Raw genomic sequence first — 17,446 nt, 5'->3', positions numbered from 1 at the left:
GGCTTAAGCTTTTTTGGTGATGGTTTTTTGCTCAATTCTCTTCTCATAATTTTCTCCCTGGAAAATTCTTTGAACATAAATACCAGGAGTATGAATTTGATTTGGTTCTAATTCACCTGGAGGAACGAGTTCTTCTACCTCGGCAATACATATTTTACCTGCTGCCGCCATCATGGGGTTGAAGTTTCTCGCAGTCCCTTTAAAAATAAGATTTCCTGCATAGTCGCCCTTCCAGGCTTTGACGCAAGAAAAATCTCCTCGAAGCCATTCTTCCATAAGGTAAGTTTTACCTTCGAAATCTCTGGTTTCTTTACCCTCGGCTACTTCTGTTCCCACACCGGCAGGGGTGAAGAAAGCTGGAATTCCTGCACCACCAGCTCTTACCCTCTCAGCCAGAGTCCCTTGAGGTATCAGGTCTACTTCCAATTCTCCAGATAACAGCTGTCTTTCAAACTCTGCATTTTCACCGACATAGCTTGAAATCATTTTCTTGACTTTCTTTTTTTGAAGCAACAGCCCAATTCCAAAATCATCAACCCCTGCATTATTCGATACAATGGTCAGGTCTTTGACGTCTGTTTTCTCGATGGCAGCTATACAATTTTCAGGAATACCGCATAGCCCAAAACCTCCCATAAGTAAGGTGGCACCTGAGGGTATATCCCTTACAGCTTCCTCAGCATTTTTAACTCTCTTATCTATCATTTATTTGGGTTTATGATACTTTTCTGGCAGCGACCTGGTCTTTACTTAATTGGTCTTTCAGCTCGTCCAGATTTTCAAATTTCTTTTCTTCCCGGAGATACTTCTTTAAATATAAGGTAACCTGATGATCGTATAAGTTTCCATCAAAATCAAACAAATGTGCTTCTACGGTTTTCTTGGTGCCATCGACGGTAGGCCGGTTACCAATATTCATCATTGCCTGATGCTTTTTCCCATCCACGACCACATCAATCGCATATACGCCATCCTTAGGGATAAGTTTGTAATCGTTTGGAATGTGAACGTTTGCAGTGGGAAAACCTATGGATCTTCCGATTTGTTGTCCCTTGATAACAATTCCATTTAGTTCATAAGGGCGACCAAGATATTTTGTAGCGGTTTCGACCTCACCGGCAATTAAGGCATTTCTGATTTTAGTGCTGCTTACTCCGATGTCATCCACGTCTTCCCGGGATATTTCTTCCAGTTCAAAGCCAAAAGACTGGCTATTCTTCTGGAGGTATTCAAATCCTCCTTCACGATTTTTACCGAATCTGTGATCATAGCCAATCACAAGCTTTTTGGTCCTGAGCTTATCCACTAATACACTTTGAATAAACTCCTGAGAAGTCAGCTGAGAAAATTCCTTGGTAAAAGGAATACTAACAAGGTGATCTATTCCTGATTTTTCAAGGAGTTTTGCCTTTTCCTCAAAAGTGCTTAGTAGGCGAAGATTATGTTCTTCTGGATAAAGGACCAGCCTTGGGTGTGGCCAAAAAGTAATGAGTACCGTTTCTCCTTCTTCCTTTTTAGCTAGCTCAACAATTCGCTTTAAAATCTTTTGATGTCCAAGATGCACACCATCAAAGGTTCCACTCGTCACCACTGGAGTTGGAATCTCAGGAATGTCAACTAAACCTTCATAAATCCTCATTTTATCTGGATTTTATCTCTGCTATAAGGTCCGGTAAATTATGGGCTTCCTCAAGTTTATACTCACCAATACGAACTCTTACTAAACTACTCATATAAGCACCTACACCTAGCTCATTTCCTAAATCTCTTGCTAGGCTTCTAATATATGTTCCTTTGGAGCATACTACCCTAAAATGTATTGTAGGGTTTTCAAATTTCATTAATTCAAATTCCTCGATGAATACTGGCCTCGGGTCTATTTGAACTATTTTACCTTTTCTGGCTGCCTCATAAACTCGCTCCCCATCCACCTTTATTGCGGAATGCATAGGTGGAATCTGCTGAATCTCGCCAGTGAATTTTTCCATCGCCTTTTCTACATCGGCCTCAGAAAGGTGACTAGTTTCTGCCTGGAAAATTACTGGTTTTTCTAAATCGAAGGATTCAGTGGTACTTCCTAGCTCAAAGGTGCCGGTGTATTCTTTTTCCTGACCCATGAAGCGCTCAATCTGTTTGGTCATTTTCCCGGCGCAAACAATCAATAGGCCTGTGGCCAAAGGATCCAAAGTTCCTGCATGACCCACTTTTTTGATTCTTAATGCATTGCGTACCTTTTTCACCACATCAAAAGAAGTCCATTCAATGGGCTTGTCAATCAAGAATACTTCTCCATATGGTTCTTCCATAGCTAGAGGTAAAGTCCACCAATAATGGCAATAAGTCCTACTATCAAACAGTAAATTGAAAAATAAGATAGCTTACTCTGTCTCACTAATTTGATCATCCAAGTACAAGCTAAAATACCGGAAACAAATGCCGCTAAGAAGCCTGCAGAAAGATATGTAAATCCCTCTGTGTCATAGGAAAGTGCACCATCCATTATGTCTTTAGCAATTTTTCCAAAGATCAATGGGATGACCATCAAGAAGGAAAACCTGGCGGCTTTGTTCTTATCAATCCCTAGAAGGACAGAGGTTGAAATGGTGGCTCCAGACCTTGATATACCAGGTAAAATGGCGATGGCTTGAGCTACCCCAACAATTAAAGCTTGAAGAAAGCCCACCGGCTTATTAGTGTATTTAGCTTTGTCCGCAAGGAACAGCAATAGCGCTGTCAAAATCAGCATACAACCTACAAACACTATCTTTCCCCCAAATAAGGACTCTAGCTCTTCTTCAAAAAGGACTCCTATGATTACTGCGGGGATCATAGATACCAGAATCTTCCCTACAAATAGCGTTTCCTCGTTTCTCTCAAACTTCAGAAGTGCACTGATTATCTCCACTATATCTTTTCTGAAGACCACAATGGTACTCAATGCCGTTGCGAAATGAACAACCACAGTAAAAAGCAAACTTTCAGCTGGAAGTCTGTTTTCACCTAGAAGAGCTTTACCCAGTTCTAGATGACCACTGGAGGAAACCGGAAGGAATTCAGTTAGCCCTTGTATGATACCAAGGATGATTGCGTCAAGAATGTCCATGTTTACTTTTTGCGATCTTTTGCGAAGATGGCAAAGAACTCAAAAATAAAGCCCGAAAGTACTACTATCGGCCCTAAGGTCAATCCTAAAAAACCTTCACCATGAGGTGCAGATTCAAGTCCAATAATCGTGAAGCCAAGGACAATCAATGCAATTCCGATCCACATAAATCGGTAATTTTTTTTTGAAAATGGGAATGCAGATTTGCTCATCTTAGTACAATTCGTCTAAAGACATGTTGAGATACTTGTTTACAGCCCGCAAGGTACTCAATACAGAAAGAATTCCTCCTGTAAAGATCAAAATTCCAAAGAGAGCAATAAGTAATTCTTCATTCTGGAGCGCAGCGAACCCTTCAATATTGGCTTGAGTGTATTTCACTAGAATGAATAAGATTAAAGAAGCAAAAAGTCCTGCAAGTAGCCCAAATGCTAGAGCTCTGGAAAGAAAAGGCTTTCGAATAAATCCTCTGGTCGCACCTACAAGTTGCATAGAGCGGATGAGAAAACGTTGTGAGAATAACGCCAATCGGATCGTATTATTGATCAGCATGACCACCGTAATGATCAAAATGAGGATGAACCCACCAAGCACAAGACTCACTTTTAGGAGGTTTCTATTAATGGAGTCTACAAGGTCTGTCATATAAGAAACCTCAAAAACTCCTGGGATTTCTTCTAATTGAGAAACAATGGTTTCTAATTGTTCACTGGTTTGAAATTCCTCTGCAATTATGAGTACGAAGCTATCACGTAGTGGATTATCTTCAAGAAATTGAGTGAAATCTTCCCCTGTACTTTCTATAAAAGTCTCTGCTGCTTCCTCTCTGGAAACATATCTTATGGCTAGACTATCCTCTTTATTTAGAATGAAAGGTCTACCAGAAATATCCTCTTTTAAAGCAGAAAGGGCAGATTCCTCAAGATTTTTATCTAAGAAAATCTGGATTTCCACATTCTCCCGAATCATTGTGGTCAGGCTTTTTGCTTGAATTAGAATTACCCCAAAAAGTCCAACAATGAATAATGAGAGTGTAATACTGAAAAGAACGCTACCAAACTTAAAGTATCCGAGACGTTTCTTTTTTTTAGGGATTTTAGCCATATGTGTATAAAGTCAGAGACAAAAATAGAGTAGTACAAGGATTTTGCCAATCCTATTCAGACTTCAATTCAATCACTCGTTCTGGGGTCACTCCAAATACACGCTCACCATTAGTGGGAGTAATCGTGTAAAGTCCGGTGAATATTCCGAAAGCAGGAAGAATGAGCTGGTTATGATTTAGATAAAAACATGGAAGATTAATCGATTGTCTGGCCCTTCCTCTCATCCGAACTCCCGGATGAATATGGCCACAAATATTAAATTTTTCTTCTGACAAAATCTCTAAAGGTTCATGAGATAGAAATAAGCCATCTATGATTTCTAAAGGCCTTTTGTGAATTGTGAAGCAGGATTCGGAGTAAAAGTCCTCAGAAAGAATATCATGATTTCCCAAAATTAAATGGAACTCAATGTTTCTGAAGCTTCCTAAAAAATTATTGAGAACCTTCCATTGATCATTTACATCACTGTGAAAAATATCTCCGAGAAAATAGACTGCTTCAGGCTTAAAGTCTCCAAAAAGTAAATTTAATCGATTAAGGTCCTGATGGTGAATGGGTTCTGGAATTGGAATTCCGGATTTTCTGAAATGTGCAGCTTTGCCAAAGTGTAAGTCTGCAATCAGTAAAATTTTCTCTGTCTGTAACCATACTACTTTTTCTTTTAGCAGTTCCAGAGTAAATTTTGGATAATTCAACTGAACAGAATGGGTTCTCATTTTGTATATTTAATATCTCTTAGTTTGAATATTCTATCCAACCACAAGATTAACCATGAAAACTCCGATTGCACTTTTTCTTTCACTTTTTTTCCTCGGCACGTCACAAATTGTCCGGGCTCAGAACCAGGATGCAATATTAGGCACCTGGTGGAATACTGAAAAGTCTGCTAAAATAGAAATCATTAAAAATGATGATGTATATCTCGGCAAAATTATATTCTTGACCCGAGAAGAAAATGGTGAGGGGCCTTTTCTGGATACAGAAAACTCTGACCCGGACTTAAGGGATAGACCCTTAATGGGATTAAGCATACTTAGCGGGCTAAAGTACAATAAAGGAGCATGGGAAGATGGGGAGATTTATGATCCCGAATCGGGAAAGACCTATTCCTGCGAAGTGAAATTAGAGGGTGAAGATAAATTGAAAGTCAAAGGCTACATTGGGGTTTCATGGGTAGGAAGAACTGTAGAGTGGACTCGAATTAAATAGGCTAAACCTGCTCCAGATAAAATGCTCCGATAAGCGTAGAAAGCTGCTCGTATTCAATAAGAAACGCATCGTGACCAGCATTTGATTTGATCTCTTTGAAAGTGCCCTTTTGGGCATTTTTCGCAATATGATGCGCTTCTTTGTTTAAGAATAGTAAATCGGAGTTCACACCCACGGCCAGAATTCTTGCTTCAATTTTTGAAAGGGCATTTTCCACTCCGCCTCGGTTTCTTCCAAGATCATGGCTGTCCATTGTTTTGGAAAGCACCCAATAAGAGAAAGCATTAAAACGCTGGCTAAGCTTTTGTCCTTGGTAACGCAAATAAGACGAAGCTCTGAAATCATCTAGTTTTTCAATATCATCCAGGTGTTTTGATTCGAAATCTTCAGGATGCCGATAACTCAGCATGGCTATTGCCCTGGCAGCTTTTAATGCACGCTGTCCAGCCTGGTCAATCCTTTCGCCCCAAGTGCTATCGCACTCTAAGCTCATTCTTTGGGCTTCATTAAAGCCAATGGTCCAAGGTGAGGTTTTGGCGGTACTCGCCAAAACAATCAGATTTTTTAGCTTTTGGCCTAACGCATATGCCCATTCCAGAGCTACTTGTCCACCGAGTGAACCTCCTATGAGCGTATTTATTTCCCTTATACCCAAATGATCCCTGAGTTTGTCTAGACTTACCGCTAGGTCTCTTGTAGTAAGATCAGGGAAATCATAATAGTACTTTTCCTTTGAGCCCGGTTTCAGGCTCAAAGGATTAGTAGATCCATAGCAGGATCCAAGCAAATTTGCACAGATAATGAAGTGCTTGGTGGGGTCGTAAAATTTATCTTCTCCTACTAAGCCACTCCACCATTCAGCAGGGTTCGAATCCCCGGTTAATGCATGAATGACCCAGATGACATTATCGCATTTGGAATTCAATTTACCATATGTAGTGTATTGAATTTCAAATTGTTCCAGCTTTTCACCTGACTCTAGTTCTAAACCTTCTGAGGATTGAAATATTCCCTTATTCATTATCTGAACTACCTCTTGACTCTTTAGATTCATTTTATTTAAACCTTCTCAAATGCTTGTGAAAGATCATTTTTTATGTCTTCGATATGCTCCAAACCCAGAGAAATTCTTAGCAGGGTAGGAGTCACTCCTGCCGCCAGTTGTTCCTCATCCGAAAGCTGCTGGTGAGTAGTGGCAGAAGGTTGAATAATTAAGGTTTTGGCATCACCTACATTCGCCAAATGTGAAATTAATTCTAGATTATTGATTACCGCTGAAGTGGATTCTTTGTCCCCTTTCAAGGTAAAAGACAAGACTCCTCCAAAACCATTTTTGAGATATTTTTTGGCCAGTTCATGATAAGGTGATGATGCTAGACCAGGATAATTCACCTTTTCTACCAAGGGGTGGGCCTCAAGCCATTCGGCTAAAGCCAATGCATTATCAACTGTTCGTTGGACTCTTAGAGAAAGCGTTTCAAGTCCCTGAAGCAGAAGGAAGGCATTAAATGGACTTATGGCAGGACCAAAATCACGTAAACCTTCTACACGCACTCGGATAGAAAAAGCCACATTTGGTAGTCCCAGAGGATTACCTTCTCCAAAAACTTCCCAGAAATTCAATCCGTGATATCCTTCCGAGGGCTCAGAGAATTGTGGAAACTTGCCATTTCCCCAGTTGTAATTTCCGGAGTCTACTATTATTCCTCCGATCGAGGTACCGTGACCACCGATCCATTTGGTTGCAGAAGCTGTTACTACAGCCGCTCCATGTTCAATTGGCCGGAAGAGAAAACCTGCTGCACCGAATGTATTATCTACGACAAGTGGGATGTCATATTTCTTTGCTAAGGCTGAAATTGCATCAAAATCTGAGACATTGAATTCTGGATTACCGATAGTTTCGAGATAAATAGCTTTTGTATTATCATCGATACGCTTTTCAAGAGAAGCAACCTCTGAACTTTCAGCAAAACGAGCTTCAATGCCTAATCTTTTGAAAGCCACCTTAAACTGATTGTACGTTCCACCATACAAATAGGGAGCAGAGACAAAGTTGTCTCCTGTGCCAAGGATATTATTCAAAGCAAGGAATTGAGCAGATTGGCCTGATGCTGTCGCAACAGCTGCTACGCCTCCTTCCAGGGCCGCCACTCTTTTTTCAAAAACATCCGTGGTAGGATTCATTATCCTGGTGTAAATGTTTCCGAATTCTTTCAGCCCAAAAAGATTGGCTCCGTGTTCGGCCGAATTAAACACATAAGAAGTGGTTTGGTAAATGGGTACCGCTCTTGAATTAGTTGTGGGATCTGGTTCCTGACCAGCGTGAAGTTGAAGTGTATCAAAATGGTAAGTTGACATGGTTTGTAGGGTTTATAGGAAATTAGAAGATGAAAATGATATTTCGTTAACTGATAGTAATAAACGAAAGACAACTCTTAGCAGAAGTTGCTAGAGAACCAAAATTCAAACTGTGGGAGGGATTCCTTTCCATATTTGAGATTTATAGTTCCGGATAAGTTTATCTTTACCGGCAGGACTTGGCACCTTGGACTTTCCAGGTTGCCAGAGGGTCTTCGAGCCTGTCTCTCGCCTCTTCTTTATAAATCCAGACACAAAAAATTGTGAAAGGATGCTTCAAAGAAAATGGAGTTTATTTGAATTTCAAAACAACCCCTGAAAAAAGATTACGAGTTTCTACCTGTAAGGATGCTTATTGCTTCTTTTATTTTTTGAAAATCAAAGCTTTCTATGACCCTGTCCATTTCTAATTTCAACTCTTCAAGGCCTAAATTACCAATACTTCCCTCATGGGTATGATTAATTTTGTTTTGGTCTACCTCGAAATTTCCCGCCTCAATCGCCAAACCTACTTCTCTATATGCATCTCGAAAGGGTACACCCTGAAGCACTAGCTCATTCACTTTTTCCACAGAAAAAAGATGTTGGTAGAAAGAGTCTTTCAGTATGTCCTTTTTGACGTTAATAGATTGGAGCATAAAAGTGCTCATGCTAATGCAATCTCTAAGATTTTCAATTCCCGGAAAAATTTCCTCCTTAAGCAATTGTAAATCTCTGTGATAACCGGTTGTGGTATTAGTTAGGATCAGGGAGACCGAGGTTGGAATGGCTTGAATCTGGTTTGTTTTTGCTCGGATTAACTCAAAAACATCAGGATTTTTCTTATGAGGCATTATGCTACTTCCCGTGGTCAATTCATCCGGGAAACTTATAAAGCCAAAATGTTGATTCATGTACCAACAGATATCAGAGGCAAGGCGATTTAGGGTCCCGGACAATCCTGCAAGAGCAAATGATAAGGTTCTTTCCATCTTACCTCGACTATTCTGGGCATTTATCACATTGAAATGAAGCTTTTCGAACCCTAAAAGTTCAGTGGTCATTTTTCTATTTAGGGGAAAGCTAGACCCATAGCCCGCAGCTGAGCCAAGAGGATTTTTGTTTGCAAGCTCGAAGGCCACCTTCATCAGGTTTAAATCTTCCACTAAGCCTTCTGCAAATGAAGAGAACCAAAGTCCAAATGAAGATGGCATTGCCAGTTGCGTATGAGTATAACCTGGCATAAGATCTCCCTTGTGCTTTTCAGCTAATTCTATCAAAAGCTCAAAAAGCTCTTCGGTTATTTTTACCAAGGATTCAATTCCATCCCGATAGTAAAGCTTAAGATCCACCAAAACCTGGTCATTTCGACTTCTTCCACTGTGAAGCTTTTTTCCAACTTCACCAAATCTCTCGGTAAGTAGAAATTCTACCCGTGAGTGTACATCTTCTACACCCTCGGGAAGTTCAAAATCTCCTTTATCAATTTCTGAAAGGATCTGCTTTAGCCCGGTTTGAAGTGTTTGATTCTCCTCTTTTGTCAATAGTCCAATAGATTCCAGCATCTTGGCATGAGCCATCGAACCAATCACATCATAAGCTGCGAGAAGGGCATCAAACTCCAAATCCCGGCCTACTGTAAATCGTTCTACTTCCTTAAGGCTTACTTTATCCTTTTGCCAAATTTTCATGATTGCGTATTTCTTAGTAGATCAATGTAAGTTTCCAAAACCCTCACATAATTTTTTATTCCCTCCTCTAATTCTTCAAGAAAAATGTACTCGTCCGAAGTGTGAGATCTTGCTGAGTCTCCAGGTCCCATTTTCACGGATGGATATGGAATTAATGCCTGATCTGAAAGGGTAGGGCTACCATACTTTTCAATTGTTAAATCGTCCAAAACCTTTTGCATCAAATGTCTTTCAGGAAGTTTTGAGGGCTGAAGTCGGATCGATCTTGGCTTAAGCTCGGCTTTCAAGATTTTTCTCAGTTCGTCTAGCGCCTCTTCCAAAGAGTATGCATCAGTCACTCGTACATCGATCGTGTATGTGCATGTATCCGGAACTACATTATGCTGGCTACCTGATTGGATGATGGTTGTGGTAGCTTTGGATTCTCCCAACAAAGGAGAGACACGCTTAAACTTAAAGTCCTTAAGTGTGATTAAATCCTCCAGGGCCTCATTAATAGCATTAATCCCCTCATCTCTAGCTGCGTGACCTGATTTACCACCAACTGTGGATTCAATCACCATCAGCCCTTTTTCAGCCACGGCTGCTTTATTCAGAGTGGGCTCGCCTACGATTGCCAAATCACATTTAGGCAATTTTTCAATAACCAAGCTTATTCCTCCAGCACCCGATATTTCTTCCTCGGCGCTAGCTACAAGGATCAAGTTGACTGGCAAATCTTTTTTATAGAAATAAAAAAAGGTTTGAATCAGACACACCAGAGCACCTCCGGCATCATTTGAGCCAAGCCCAAATAATTTTCCATCCTTAACTATTGGGTCGAACGGATCCAAGGTGTAACCAGAATTTGGTTTCACGGTGTCGTGATGGCTATTCAGCCAAATGCACGGTAAGGAAGGGTTGAAAACTTTGGGAAGGGCAATAACATTATTGCCTATTCTCTGGATTTGGACTCCTTTTTTATTGAACAAATCTTCAATTAAGTCTCCTGTTTTTGATTCTTCCCGGGAAAATGAAGGAGTCTTTATTAAACTTTTTAAAAGCTCAATAGCATCTTTTGAATAAGGTTCAAAGTCTTTCATCAGTACAAATCGTAGCGATGCTTTTCTATGATTGTACCTGAAAGCTTTCCTTTTGAAGCAAAAATCAGGTTCTCCGCTTTACCTATCCAAACGTGATTTACCCCTTTTTCTAAGGCGGCAAAAGCATTTTCCAGCTTTGGGATCATGCCTGAATGGATCACGTTTTCCTTTTTAAGTTCTTGATAAATATCCTCGTTTATTAGAGGAATAATCGAATTCTCGTTTTTCTCATCAATCAGAACACCTGCTTTATTGAAGCAGAAATACAAGTTTACCTCATGCGTAGTCGACAATGAAGTTGCAAGGCTTGACGCAATGCTATCAGCATTGGTGTTTAGTAGTTGACCATTTTTGTCATGAGTTAAAGCACAAACAATGGGTACCAGATCAAGCTCAAGTAGTTCGGAAATTAATTTGGTGTTTACCTCAACAATATCTCCAACGTAACCATAATCAATCTCTCTGATTGGTCTTTTTACAGATCGTATCAAGTTGCCATCAGCTCCAGTCAAGCCAATTGCATTTTGCTTGTATTTCTGAAGACTTGCAACCATATTTTTATTGATCAAACCAGCATAAACCATAGTGACAATATCTAGACTGTCCTTATCGGTTATCCGTCGACCATCCACCATTTCAGGCATTACACCAAGTGATTCCCCAAACCTTGAAGCCATTACCCCACCACCATGAACCAGTATTTTCTTTCCAGGAAATTTTGAAAATTGCTGAATAAATTCATTTAGCTTTTCTGGATAGTCAATGACATTTCCACCGATTTTAATGATACTTATTTTCATTTTTGACCAGTAGTTAAATCCAACATATGGCTTAGTACAGCTTGTGCAGAGAAAACCCGATTTGCGGCCTGTTCCTGTACCAGTGATCTGGGACCATCCAAAATTTCATCAGACAAAACCAAATTTCTTCGAACCGGTAGACAGTGCATTACCTTTGCGTTCTTTGCCTGGCTTAGGCTAGACTCCTTTAGCATCCAATTATCTCTAACAGGAGGCGTCTTTCCATAATTTCTAAAGGAAGACCAATTTTTAACATACACAAAATCAGCATCTTCTAGTGCTTTACTTTGATCATATTCTATGCTAGCGCCTTCAGTAAATTTTTCATCTAATTCATATCCTTCCGGGTGTGTAATGGTAAGGTCATGTTTCATTCCCAGTGTCCATTCGGCAAAGCTATTTGCCACGGCATGAGGAAGAGATTTGATATGAGGGGCCCAGGTAAGAACTACTTTTGGTTTCCTACCTTGAGGTAAATGCTGCTGGATGGTGATCTGATCTGCGAGGCTTTGCAAAGGATGTCTCAAGGCCGACTCTAAGCTTATGATTGGCTTTCCAGTCGCTGCAATAAACTTATTAAGAACCTTATCATTCATGTCTGCTTCCTTATCAGAAAGGGTAGGAAATGATCGAATGGCGAGAAAATCAAAGTAGCTTCCTAAAACACCTCCGGCATCTTTAATATGTTCCACGGTATTCCCATTCATTAGGGTTCCATCTTCCATTTCCAATGCCCAGGCCTCTTTATCCATGTTTAAAACAATGGACTCCATACCTAAATTCTCAGCTGCTATTTGAGTTGAAATTCTGGTTCTAAGTGAAGGGTTGAGGAAAATGCACCCCAATCTTTTTCCACGGCCCTTATGAAGATCATAGCGAGGGGAATTTTTATAGAAAATCCCTGATTCAATTAGCTTTTGAGCAATTTCAAAACCTGGGAACTCTGTAAAATGAAATGCAGATGCTGGATTATTCATCTGAGGACTAATAGGTTTGTTGAGAAAAGGTAGCGACCAAAGCCGCCTTAAACGAATTTAGGTCATTCCTTTGGATATTTAAAGCTGGTAACAATCGTAATGTCTCCTTTTTCGAGCTACTTCCAGTGAAAATATGGTGTTTCGTTAAAATTTCAGAACGAAGTTTTCCAATTTCTTCATGGAAATCAATCCCAATCATTAATCCTCTTCCTCTCGTTTCTTTTAGAAAATCAATTTCCTTAAGCTCTTTCATAAACCAATTACCAGTTTCCTCAGCTTTATTCATTAAATCTTCTGACTCTAGAACTTCCAAAACGGCAAGTGAAGCTGCACAAGCCAAATGATTACCTCCAAATGTAGTTCCCAATAGGCCATAACTGGCTTCAAATTCTGGCGAAATAAGAATACCGCCGATGGGAAAGCCATTACCCATTCCCTTTGCCATACTGATTAAATCAGGCTTAAGACCAGCGGTCCATTGATGCGCAAAGAATCTACCTGTTCGGCCAAAGCCTGCCTGTACCTCATCCAAAATTAGTTTAGCCCCATACTTTTTTGCTAATCCGGCAAGTCCAGTTAGAAATTCATCAGAGGCTATATTTATTCCACCTACTCCCTGAATAGCTTCAATAATAATTCCAGCTGTATTTCCTTTTTCCAATTCTGCTTCCACAGCTTCTAAATCTTCCCATGGCAGGATCACAAAATCTTCTCTTTGATTACATGGGGCCACGATTTTGGGATTGTCGGTGGCTGCTACAGCTGCTGAAGTGCGTCCGTGAAACCCTTTCTCAAAAGAAATTATCCCAGATTTACCAGTAGCAAAAGACGCCATTTTGATAGCATTTTCATTTGCTTCAGCACCTGAATTGCATAGGAAAAGGTTGTAATCCCCATAACCTGAAAGTTCACCAAGTTTTTTGGAAAGATCTTTTTGGATGGGAATCTGAACAGAATTAGAATAGAAAGCCAGTTGGTCTAATTGCTCTTTTATTCTATGAATGAAGTGGGGATGAGAATGCCCGATGGAAATGACTGCATGCCCTCCATAAAGATCGAGATATTCAGCACCATTTTCATCCCAAAGCTTTGAGCCTAAACCGGATTTAATGGTAACCGGCATTAATGGATAAACGTCAAATAAATTCATAATTCCGATTAAAATACGCTTGCTTTAAGCTTTAAACCCGCTTTTTGATCCAGACCAAAAGCAATATTAAAATTTTGAACAGCTTGTCCTGAAGCTCCTTTTAGAAGGTTATCAATGATAGAATAAATCACCAATTGACCTGAATCTTTTTGGAGGTGAATCAGGCATTTATTTGTATTGACAACTTGTTTCAAAGAAAGATCTTGCTCTGAAACGGTAGTGAAAGGGGACTTTTCATAGAATTTTGAATACATGGTTACTGCCTCTTCCAGGGTTCCTTCAAAGGGGAAATAACTAGTGATCCAAATGCCGCGGGTAAAGTTTCCTCGATAGGGTACAAAATGTAAGATTGGGTTGATTCCAGCGATCACCTGCTTAAATGACTGGCTGATCTCCTTCAGATGCTGATGATTGAAAAGCTTGTAAACGGAGAAGTTATTATTCCGATAGCTAAAATGGGAAGTTTCCGATAGCTTTTTTCCCGCTCCTGTGCTTCCCGTGATTCCGGAAATATGGATGGCCTCTTTTGCCCAGCCTTCCTTAATCGCTGGAAGCAGTCCGAGTTGGATTGCTGTTGCAAAACAACCGGGATTAGCAATCCTTTTTGATTCCTTAATTTTCTCAAAGTTTATTTCCGGTAAACCATAGACAAATCCTCCAGATTCATCTCTAAAATCAGTAGAAAGATCAATGATTACTACGTTTTCATCAATCGGATTTTCTTCTAGAAAAGCTTTGGTCTGACCATGGGGAAGACCTAAAAAAACTGCATCTAAGCCTTCTGTTTTAACCTCATTTGTAAAGGTAAGATCGCAATCTCCAATCAAGTCAGAGTGTACTTCATATACCTTTTTGCCAGCCTGACTATTACTATGGATATAGGTGATATCACAATCCGGATGATTAACAAGTAGTCGAATCAACTCTCCGCCCGTATAACCTGCAGCGCCAATTATTCCGGTTTTTATTTTACTCATGATCGCCGTTTATTTGATGATAGATAGCGGTTTGATTTCCTAAAATCCGAGTAAATCCCTTTACATCTTCCGCGGTGTATCCCTTATTCATTTCTCCATAACTCCCAAACTTGTTGGACATAAGGTCATGTTCAGATTCAATGCCAAGGAGAGAAAATTTGTAAGGTTGAAGCAAAACTCTGACTTTACCGCTAACCATTTTTTGGGTACTTTCCATAAACGCCTCCAAATCCCGCATGGTAGGATCCAAATAATGCCCCTCATGCAAGTGATTTCCATAAAATTCCGCAAGCTGATTTTTCCAAAAGCTTTGCCATTTGGTCAAAGTATGCTTTTCTAAAAGCTGATGTGCTTTTATCAGGATCAGGGGAGCGGCAGCTTCAAATCCAACCCTTCCTTTGATCCCAATAATAGTGTCACCCACATGGATATCCCGACCAATTCCAAATGGAGAGGAAAGTCTTTGAATTTCTAAAATTGCCTCAACGGAATTTTCAAAAGATTTCCCATTCACTGACTTTATTTCTCCCTTTTCAAATCCGAGTATAATTTCTTCTGGGTCAGATTTGCTTTTTTGTGTTGGCCATGCCTCTTCTGGTAAATTATCCCAGGAATTCAGAGTCTCTTTACCACCTACTGAAGTACCCCAAATTCCCTGATTTATAGAGTAGGCTGCTTTTTCGAAATTCATCGAAACTCCATGTTTCTTTAAATATTCTATTTCTTGCTGTCTGCTAAGCTTATTGTCACGAATAGGAGTAATGATTTCAATGTCTGGGATTAATGTTTGAAAAATCATATCAAAACGAACCTGATCATTTCCGGCACCAGTCGAACCATGCGCGACAGATTTTGCGCCAATGGATTTGGCATATTCTGCTAAGCTTTTAGCCTGTAGGATGCGCTCAGCAGACACCGATAGGGGATAGGTTTGATTTTTCAGGACATTGCCAAAAATGAGATACTTGATAACTTCCTCATAATATTTATCTACCACATCCAGAATAGTGAATGAGGCAATTCCAAGGCTTTGGGCTCTAGCCTCAGTTTCTTCAAGCTCTTTCTCAGAAAATCCACCAGTATTCACCAAAACTGCATGAACTTCATAACCCAAATCTTTGGATAAGTGTAAGGCACCATAAGTGGTATCAAGCCCTCCGCTGTATGCAAGTACTATTTTTTTGTTGATGCTCATTTTAATTTTAGAATACTTTTAGATTTGACTTTTTAATTTTTAGGAACATTGATTTCTTCAATCTCACCCATCGACCAAATAAGCTGACTTTATTTTTGAAATTTTCTCTTAGGGCAATGTCTTCCAGGTCCTCCGGCTTAGCATGAGGATCAAAAAGCATAGCCGTGCAAATGCAATTTTCACGATTTTTTGATTTTAGGATTTCATAATTCACACAACTTTGGCAACCGTTCCAAAACTGTTCATCATCCGTAAGATCAGAATAGGACACAGGAACGTAACCTAGCCTTGAATTTATTTTCATTACGGCAGGTCCTGTGGTGAGACCAAAAATTTTACTGTTTGGGTATTTTTTCCGGGAAAGTTGAAAAACCTCTCTCTTTATTCTTTTTGCCAGACCAAATTTTCGAAACTGTGGAGCTACGATTAGTCCTGAATTTGCCACGTATTTACCATGGCTCCAGGCTTCAATGTAACAAAACCCGGCCCATTCTCCTTCATCAGTCAAGGCGATAATCGCCTTCCCTTCCCTAATTTTTTGGACAATATATTCTGGTGAACGTTTGGCAATTCCGGTACCTCTCGCTTTTGCAGATTCGGCCATTTCATTGGTTATAGCCTTTGCAAAGCCTTCATGGCTAGAGTCACATACTGAAATTTTAAATATAGGAGTATTCATAAATCACGAAAGATTTTCGTGGGAGATATTTTAAAGAAAGCGGGGTAAGGTCAATCACGTAGATCAACAAGAGTAAAATAAAGGGTCAGACCCTCCTAAAAAATCTCCTAAGGCTGGACACAGCAATGTAGCTAACATGTCTTAGTGGACGTGTTTTTGGAAATGCAGCTATGTTGTTTGCCTTTTTCATCGATTGACAATACAAATCTTATTGATTAGTGATTGGAATGCAAGAATTATTACGAAAATTTCAAGGTATGAGTAGTTTACTTACTAAACCTTTTAAAGAATAAAAGTAAGAATGAAAACAATTACAAGGAGAATGGCTACCCATGCAATCCAAGGAGACCTTTTAGGAAACTCATATTTGCAGATGGGACAGATTTCTGCTTTTTCATCTATTTCCATTGCACAGGAGGGGCATTCTTTTGTTTTCAAATTAAGGTGAACTTTTGAATTGAAATTTGACTTTGAAGTAAATAACTAATTTTACTATGAAAATTGAAATCTGGTCTGATGTAGTTTGTCCATTCTGCTACATAGGAAAAAGAAAGCTCGAGAAATCCATTGCTAAAATGCCATTCAAAGACTCGGTAGAAATTGAATGGAAAAGTTTCATGCTGAATCCAAATGCCAGAACCCAACCAGAAATTAACTCCCAAGAGTATTTGGCGAAATCAAAAGGTTGGACCTTAGAGCAAACAAAACAGATTTCGAATCAAGTAACAACGATGGCCGCCGAGGAAGGACTAGAGTATCACTTAGATAAAACCGTAGTGGCTAATTCCATTAACTCTCATCGGTTGCTTCATCTTGCCAAATCAAAATCATTGGGTTCAGAAATGAAAGAAAGGCTTTTAAAGGCCTACTTCACAGAAGGCTTAAATATTGATGATGAAGAAACTTTAGTAAAACTAGGTGAGGAAGTAGGTTTAAAAGATTCGGAGGTACGAGAAGTACTCGAAAATTCTTTATTCCAAATTGAAATTGAAAATGATTTTCGTGAATCCAGGGAAATAGGTGTTCAAGGTGTCCCGTTTTTCGTGATTAATAGAAAATACGGGATATCAGGAGCTCAACCTGATGTGGTTTTTGATGAATCCCTAAAAAAGGCCTGGGAAGAAAGTCAAGGTTAAA

General features: G+C 39.7%; 20 protein-coding genes and 1 riboswitch. Of the genes, 3 read left to right on the top strand and 17 right to left on the bottom strand.

Features of this window, described 5'->3' with window-relative positions:
* Positions 1-3: 3 nt before the first annotated feature.
* The 7 genes from QVH07_RS10035 to pdeM are packed head-to-tail and all read right to left on the bottom strand — an operon-like array spanning position 4 to position 4,925.
* The gene (locus tag QVH07_RS10035) at positions 4-705 is read right to left on the bottom strand and encodes a CoA transferase subunit A (RefSeq protein ID WP_290000077.1); all 702 of its coding nucleotides are present in this window, start codon (positions 703-705) and stop codon (positions 4-6) included.
* Between the two features lie 10 nt (positions 706-715).
* Complete coding sequence (locus QVH07_RS10030) at positions 716-1,639, bottom strand: bifunctional riboflavin kinase/FAD synthetase (RefSeq protein WP_290000076.1); 924 nt, start codon at positions 1,637-1,639, stop codon at positions 716-718.
* A gap of 1 nt (position 1,640) precedes the next feature.
* Positions 1,641-2,306: a tRNA pseudouridine(55) synthase TruB gene (truB, locus tag QVH07_RS10025; RefSeq protein ID WP_290000074.1), complete on the bottom strand. Its 666-nt coding sequence runs from the start codon at positions 2,304-2,306 to the stop codon at positions 1,641-1,643.
* A 2-nt stretch (positions 2,307-2,308) separates the two neighbouring features.
* A complete protein-coding gene (locus tag QVH07_RS10020) occupies positions 2,309-3,103 on the bottom strand; it encodes an undecaprenyl-diphosphate phosphatase (RefSeq protein ID WP_290000072.1) in 795 nt (264 codons plus the stop codon).
* Positions 3,104-3,105: 2 nt separating this feature from the next.
* Positions 3,106-3,315 carry a DUF3098 domain-containing protein gene (locus QVH07_RS10015; RefSeq protein WP_290000070.1) on the bottom strand — a complete coding sequence of 70 codons (210 nt, stop codon included), beginning with the start codon at positions 3,313-3,315 and terminating at the stop codon, positions 3,106-3,108.
* A 1-nt stretch (position 3,316) separates the two neighbouring features.
* On the bottom strand, positions 3,317-4,207 hold the full coding sequence (locus QVH07_RS10010) for a cell division protein FtsX (RefSeq protein ID WP_290000068.1): 891 nt from the start codon (positions 4,205-4,207) through the stop codon (positions 3,317-3,319).
* Between the two features lie 52 nt (positions 4,208-4,259).
* The gene (pdeM, locus tag QVH07_RS10005) at positions 4,260-4,925 is read right to left on the bottom strand and encodes a ligase-associated DNA damage response endonuclease PdeM (RefSeq protein WP_290000067.1); all 666 of its coding nucleotides are present in this window, start codon (positions 4,923-4,925) and stop codon (positions 4,260-4,262) included.
* A 55-nt stretch (positions 4,926-4,980) separates the two neighbouring features.
* Here pdeM and QVH07_RS10000 point away from each other — a divergent pair, with 55 nt between their 5' ends.
* On the top strand, positions 4,981-5,418 hold the full coding sequence (locus tag QVH07_RS10000) for a DUF2147 domain-containing protein (protein ID WP_290000064.1): 438 nt from the start codon (positions 4,981-4,983) through the stop codon (positions 5,416-5,418).
* Position 5,419: 1 nt separating this feature from the next.
* On the opposite strand, the gene QVH07_RS09995 is transcribed toward QVH07_RS10000, so the two are convergent.
* The 10 genes from QVH07_RS09995 to QVH07_RS09950 all read right to left on the bottom strand — a co-directional run bounded on the left by QVH07_RS09995 (position 5,420) and on the right by QVH07_RS09950 (position 16,309).
* Positions 5,420-6,472: a homoserine O-acetyltransferase family protein gene (locus QVH07_RS09995; RefSeq protein WP_290000062.1), complete on the bottom strand. Its 1,053-nt coding sequence runs from the start codon at positions 6,470-6,472 to the stop codon at positions 5,420-5,422.
* A gap of 5 nt (positions 6,473-6,477) precedes the next feature.
* Positions 6,478-7,779 carry an O-acetylhomoserine aminocarboxypropyltransferase/cysteine synthase family protein gene (locus QVH07_RS09990; protein WP_290000059.1) on the bottom strand — a complete coding sequence of 434 codons (1,302 nt, stop codon included), beginning with the start codon at positions 7,777-7,779 and terminating at the stop codon, positions 6,478-6,480.
* Between the two features lie 139 nt (positions 7,780-7,918).
* A riboswitch (SAM riboswitch) is annotated at positions 7,919-8,027 on the bottom strand.
* Between the two features lie 78 nt (positions 8,028-8,105).
* Entirely contained in the window at positions 8,106-9,449 is a 1,344-nt protein-coding gene (argH, locus tag QVH07_RS09985) for an argininosuccinate lyase (protein ID WP_290000057.1), read from the bottom strand.
* Complete coding sequence (locus tag QVH07_RS09980; protein ID WP_290000055.1) at positions 9,446-10,531, bottom strand: M20/M25/M40 family metallo-hydrolase; 1,086 nt, start codon at positions 10,529-10,531, stop codon at positions 9,446-9,448. The genes argH and QVH07_RS09980 overlap by 4 nt, the downstream gene beginning before the upstream one ends.
* Positions 10,531-11,331 (bottom strand): acetylglutamate kinase, encoded by an 801-nt coding sequence (gene argB, locus QVH07_RS09975; RefSeq protein ID WP_290000054.1) that lies wholly within the window; start codon positions 11,329-11,331, stop codon positions 10,531-10,533. Before argB ends, QVH07_RS09980 begins: the two co-directional genes overlap by 1 nt.
* Positions 11,328-12,308 carry a Rossmann-fold NAD(P)-binding domain-containing protein gene (locus QVH07_RS09970; protein ID WP_290000052.1) on the bottom strand — a complete coding sequence of 327 codons (981 nt, stop codon included), beginning with the start codon at positions 12,306-12,308 and terminating at the stop codon, positions 11,328-11,330. Before QVH07_RS09970 ends, argB begins: the two co-directional genes overlap by 4 nt.
* Positions 12,309-12,315: 7 nt before the next feature.
* Positions 12,316-13,458 (bottom strand): aspartate aminotransferase family protein, encoded by a 1,143-nt coding sequence (locus tag QVH07_RS09965; protein WP_290000051.1) that lies wholly within the window; start codon positions 13,456-13,458, stop codon positions 12,316-12,318.
* Between the two features lie 8 nt (positions 13,459-13,466).
* On the bottom strand, positions 13,467-14,435 hold the full coding sequence (gene argC / locus QVH07_RS09960) for an N-acetyl-gamma-glutamyl-phosphate reductase (protein ID WP_290000050.1): 969 nt from the start codon (positions 14,433-14,435) through the stop codon (positions 13,467-13,469).
* Positions 14,428-15,630: an argininosuccinate synthase gene (locus QVH07_RS09955; protein ID WP_290000049.1), complete on the bottom strand. Its 1,203-nt coding sequence runs from the start codon at positions 15,628-15,630 to the stop codon at positions 14,428-14,430. Before QVH07_RS09955 ends, argC begins: the two co-directional genes overlap by 8 nt.
* Before the next feature lie 7 nt (positions 15,631-15,637).
* Positions 15,638-16,309 (bottom strand): GNAT family N-acetyltransferase, encoded by a 672-nt coding sequence (locus QVH07_RS09950; protein ID WP_290000048.1) that lies wholly within the window; start codon positions 16,307-16,309, stop codon positions 15,638-15,640.
* Between the two features lie 301 nt (positions 16,310-16,610).
* Between QVH07_RS09950 and QVH07_RS09945 the strand changes: the two genes are divergently transcribed.
* Entirely contained in the window at positions 16,611-16,757 is a 147-nt protein-coding gene (locus tag QVH07_RS09945; RefSeq protein WP_290000047.1) for a hypothetical protein, read from the top strand.
* 46 nt (positions 16,758-16,803) lie between these two features.
* Complete coding sequence (locus tag QVH07_RS09940) at positions 16,804-17,445, top strand: DsbA family oxidoreductase (protein ID WP_290000046.1); 642 nt, start codon at positions 16,804-16,806, stop codon at positions 17,443-17,445.
* Position 17,446 lies beyond the last annotated feature (1 nt).

The sequence above is a fragment of the Algoriphagus sediminis genome (assembly GCF_030403435.1).
GTDB classification, from domain to species: domain Bacteria; phylum Bacteroidota; class Bacteroidia; order Cytophagales; family Cyclobacteriaceae; genus Algoriphagus; species Algoriphagus sediminis.
This window is presented reverse-complemented; position numbering and strand designations above follow the sequence as displayed.

Excerpts from the sequence above, each read along its gene's own strand:
- QVH07_RS09950 (WP_290000048.1), bottom strand. The coding sequence starts at position 16,309 with ATGAATACTCCTATATTTAAAATTTCAGTATGTGACTCTAGCCATGAA.
- QVH07_RS09990 (WP_290000059.1), bottom strand. The coding sequence starts at position 7,779 with ATGTCAACTTACCATTTTGATACACTTCAACTTCACGCTGGTCAGGAA.
- QVH07_RS09970 (WP_290000052.1), bottom strand. The coding sequence starts at position 12,308 with ATGAATAATCCAGCATCTGCATTTCATTTTACAGAGTTCCCAGGTTTT.
- QVH07_RS09965 (WP_290000051.1), bottom strand. The coding sequence starts at position 13,458 with ATGAATTTATTTGACGTTTATCCATTAATGCCGGTTACCATTAAATCC.
- QVH07_RS10015 (WP_290000070.1), bottom strand. The coding sequence starts at position 3,315 with ATGAGCAAATCTGCATTCCCATTTTCAAAAAAAAATTACCGATTTATG.
- argH (WP_290000057.1), bottom strand. The coding sequence starts at position 9,449 with ATGAAAATTTGGCAAAAGGATAAAGTAAGCCTTAAGGAAGTAGAACGA.
- QVH07_RS09945 (WP_290000047.1), top strand. The coding sequence starts at position 16,611 with ATGAAAACAATTACAAGGAGAATGGCTACCCATGCAATCCAAGGAGAC.
- QVH07_RS10000 (WP_290000064.1), top strand. The coding sequence starts at position 4,981 with ATGAAAACTCCGATTGCACTTTTTCTTTCACTTTTTTTCCTCGGCACG.
- QVH07_RS10030 (WP_290000076.1), bottom strand. The coding sequence starts at position 1,639 with ATGAGGATTTATGAAGGTTTAGTTGACATTCCTGAGATTCCAACTCCA.
- argC (WP_290000050.1), bottom strand. The coding sequence starts at position 14,435 with ATGAGTAAAATAAAAACCGGAATAATTGGCGCTGCAGGTTATACGGGC.
- truB (WP_290000074.1), bottom strand. The coding sequence starts at position 2,306 with ATGGAAGAACCATATGGAGAAGTATTCTTGATTGACAAGCCCATTGAA.
- argB (WP_290000054.1), bottom strand. The coding sequence starts at position 11,331 with ATGAAAATAAGTATCATTAAAATCGGTGGAAATGTCATTGACTATCCA.
- pdeM (WP_290000067.1), bottom strand. The coding sequence starts at position 4,925 with ATGAGAACCCATTCTGTTCAGTTGAATTATCCAAAATTTACTCTGGAA.
- QVH07_RS09955 (WP_290000049.1), bottom strand. The coding sequence starts at position 15,630 with ATGAGCATCAACAAAAAAATAGTACTTGCATACAGCGGAGGGCTTGAT.
- QVH07_RS10035 (WP_290000077.1), bottom strand. The coding sequence starts at position 705 with ATGATAGATAAGAGAGTTAAAAATGCTGAGGAAGCTGTAAGGGATATA.
- QVH07_RS09980 (WP_290000055.1), bottom strand. The coding sequence starts at position 10,531 with ATGAAAGACTTTGAACCTTATTCAAAAGATGCTATTGAGCTTTTAAAA.
- QVH07_RS10010 (WP_290000068.1), bottom strand. The coding sequence starts at position 4,207 with ATGGCTAAAATCCCTAAAAAAAAGAAACGTCTCGGATACTTTAAGTTT.
- QVH07_RS09995 (WP_290000062.1), bottom strand. The coding sequence starts at position 6,472 with ATGAATCTAAAGAGTCAAGAGGTAGTTCAGATAATGAATAAGGGAATA.
- QVH07_RS09940 (WP_290000046.1), top strand. The coding sequence starts at position 16,804 with ATGAAAATTGAAATCTGGTCTGATGTAGTTTGTCCATTCTGCTACATA.
- QVH07_RS10020 (WP_290000072.1), bottom strand. The coding sequence starts at position 3,103 with ATGGACATTCTTGACGCAATCATCCTTGGTATCATACAAGGGCTAACT.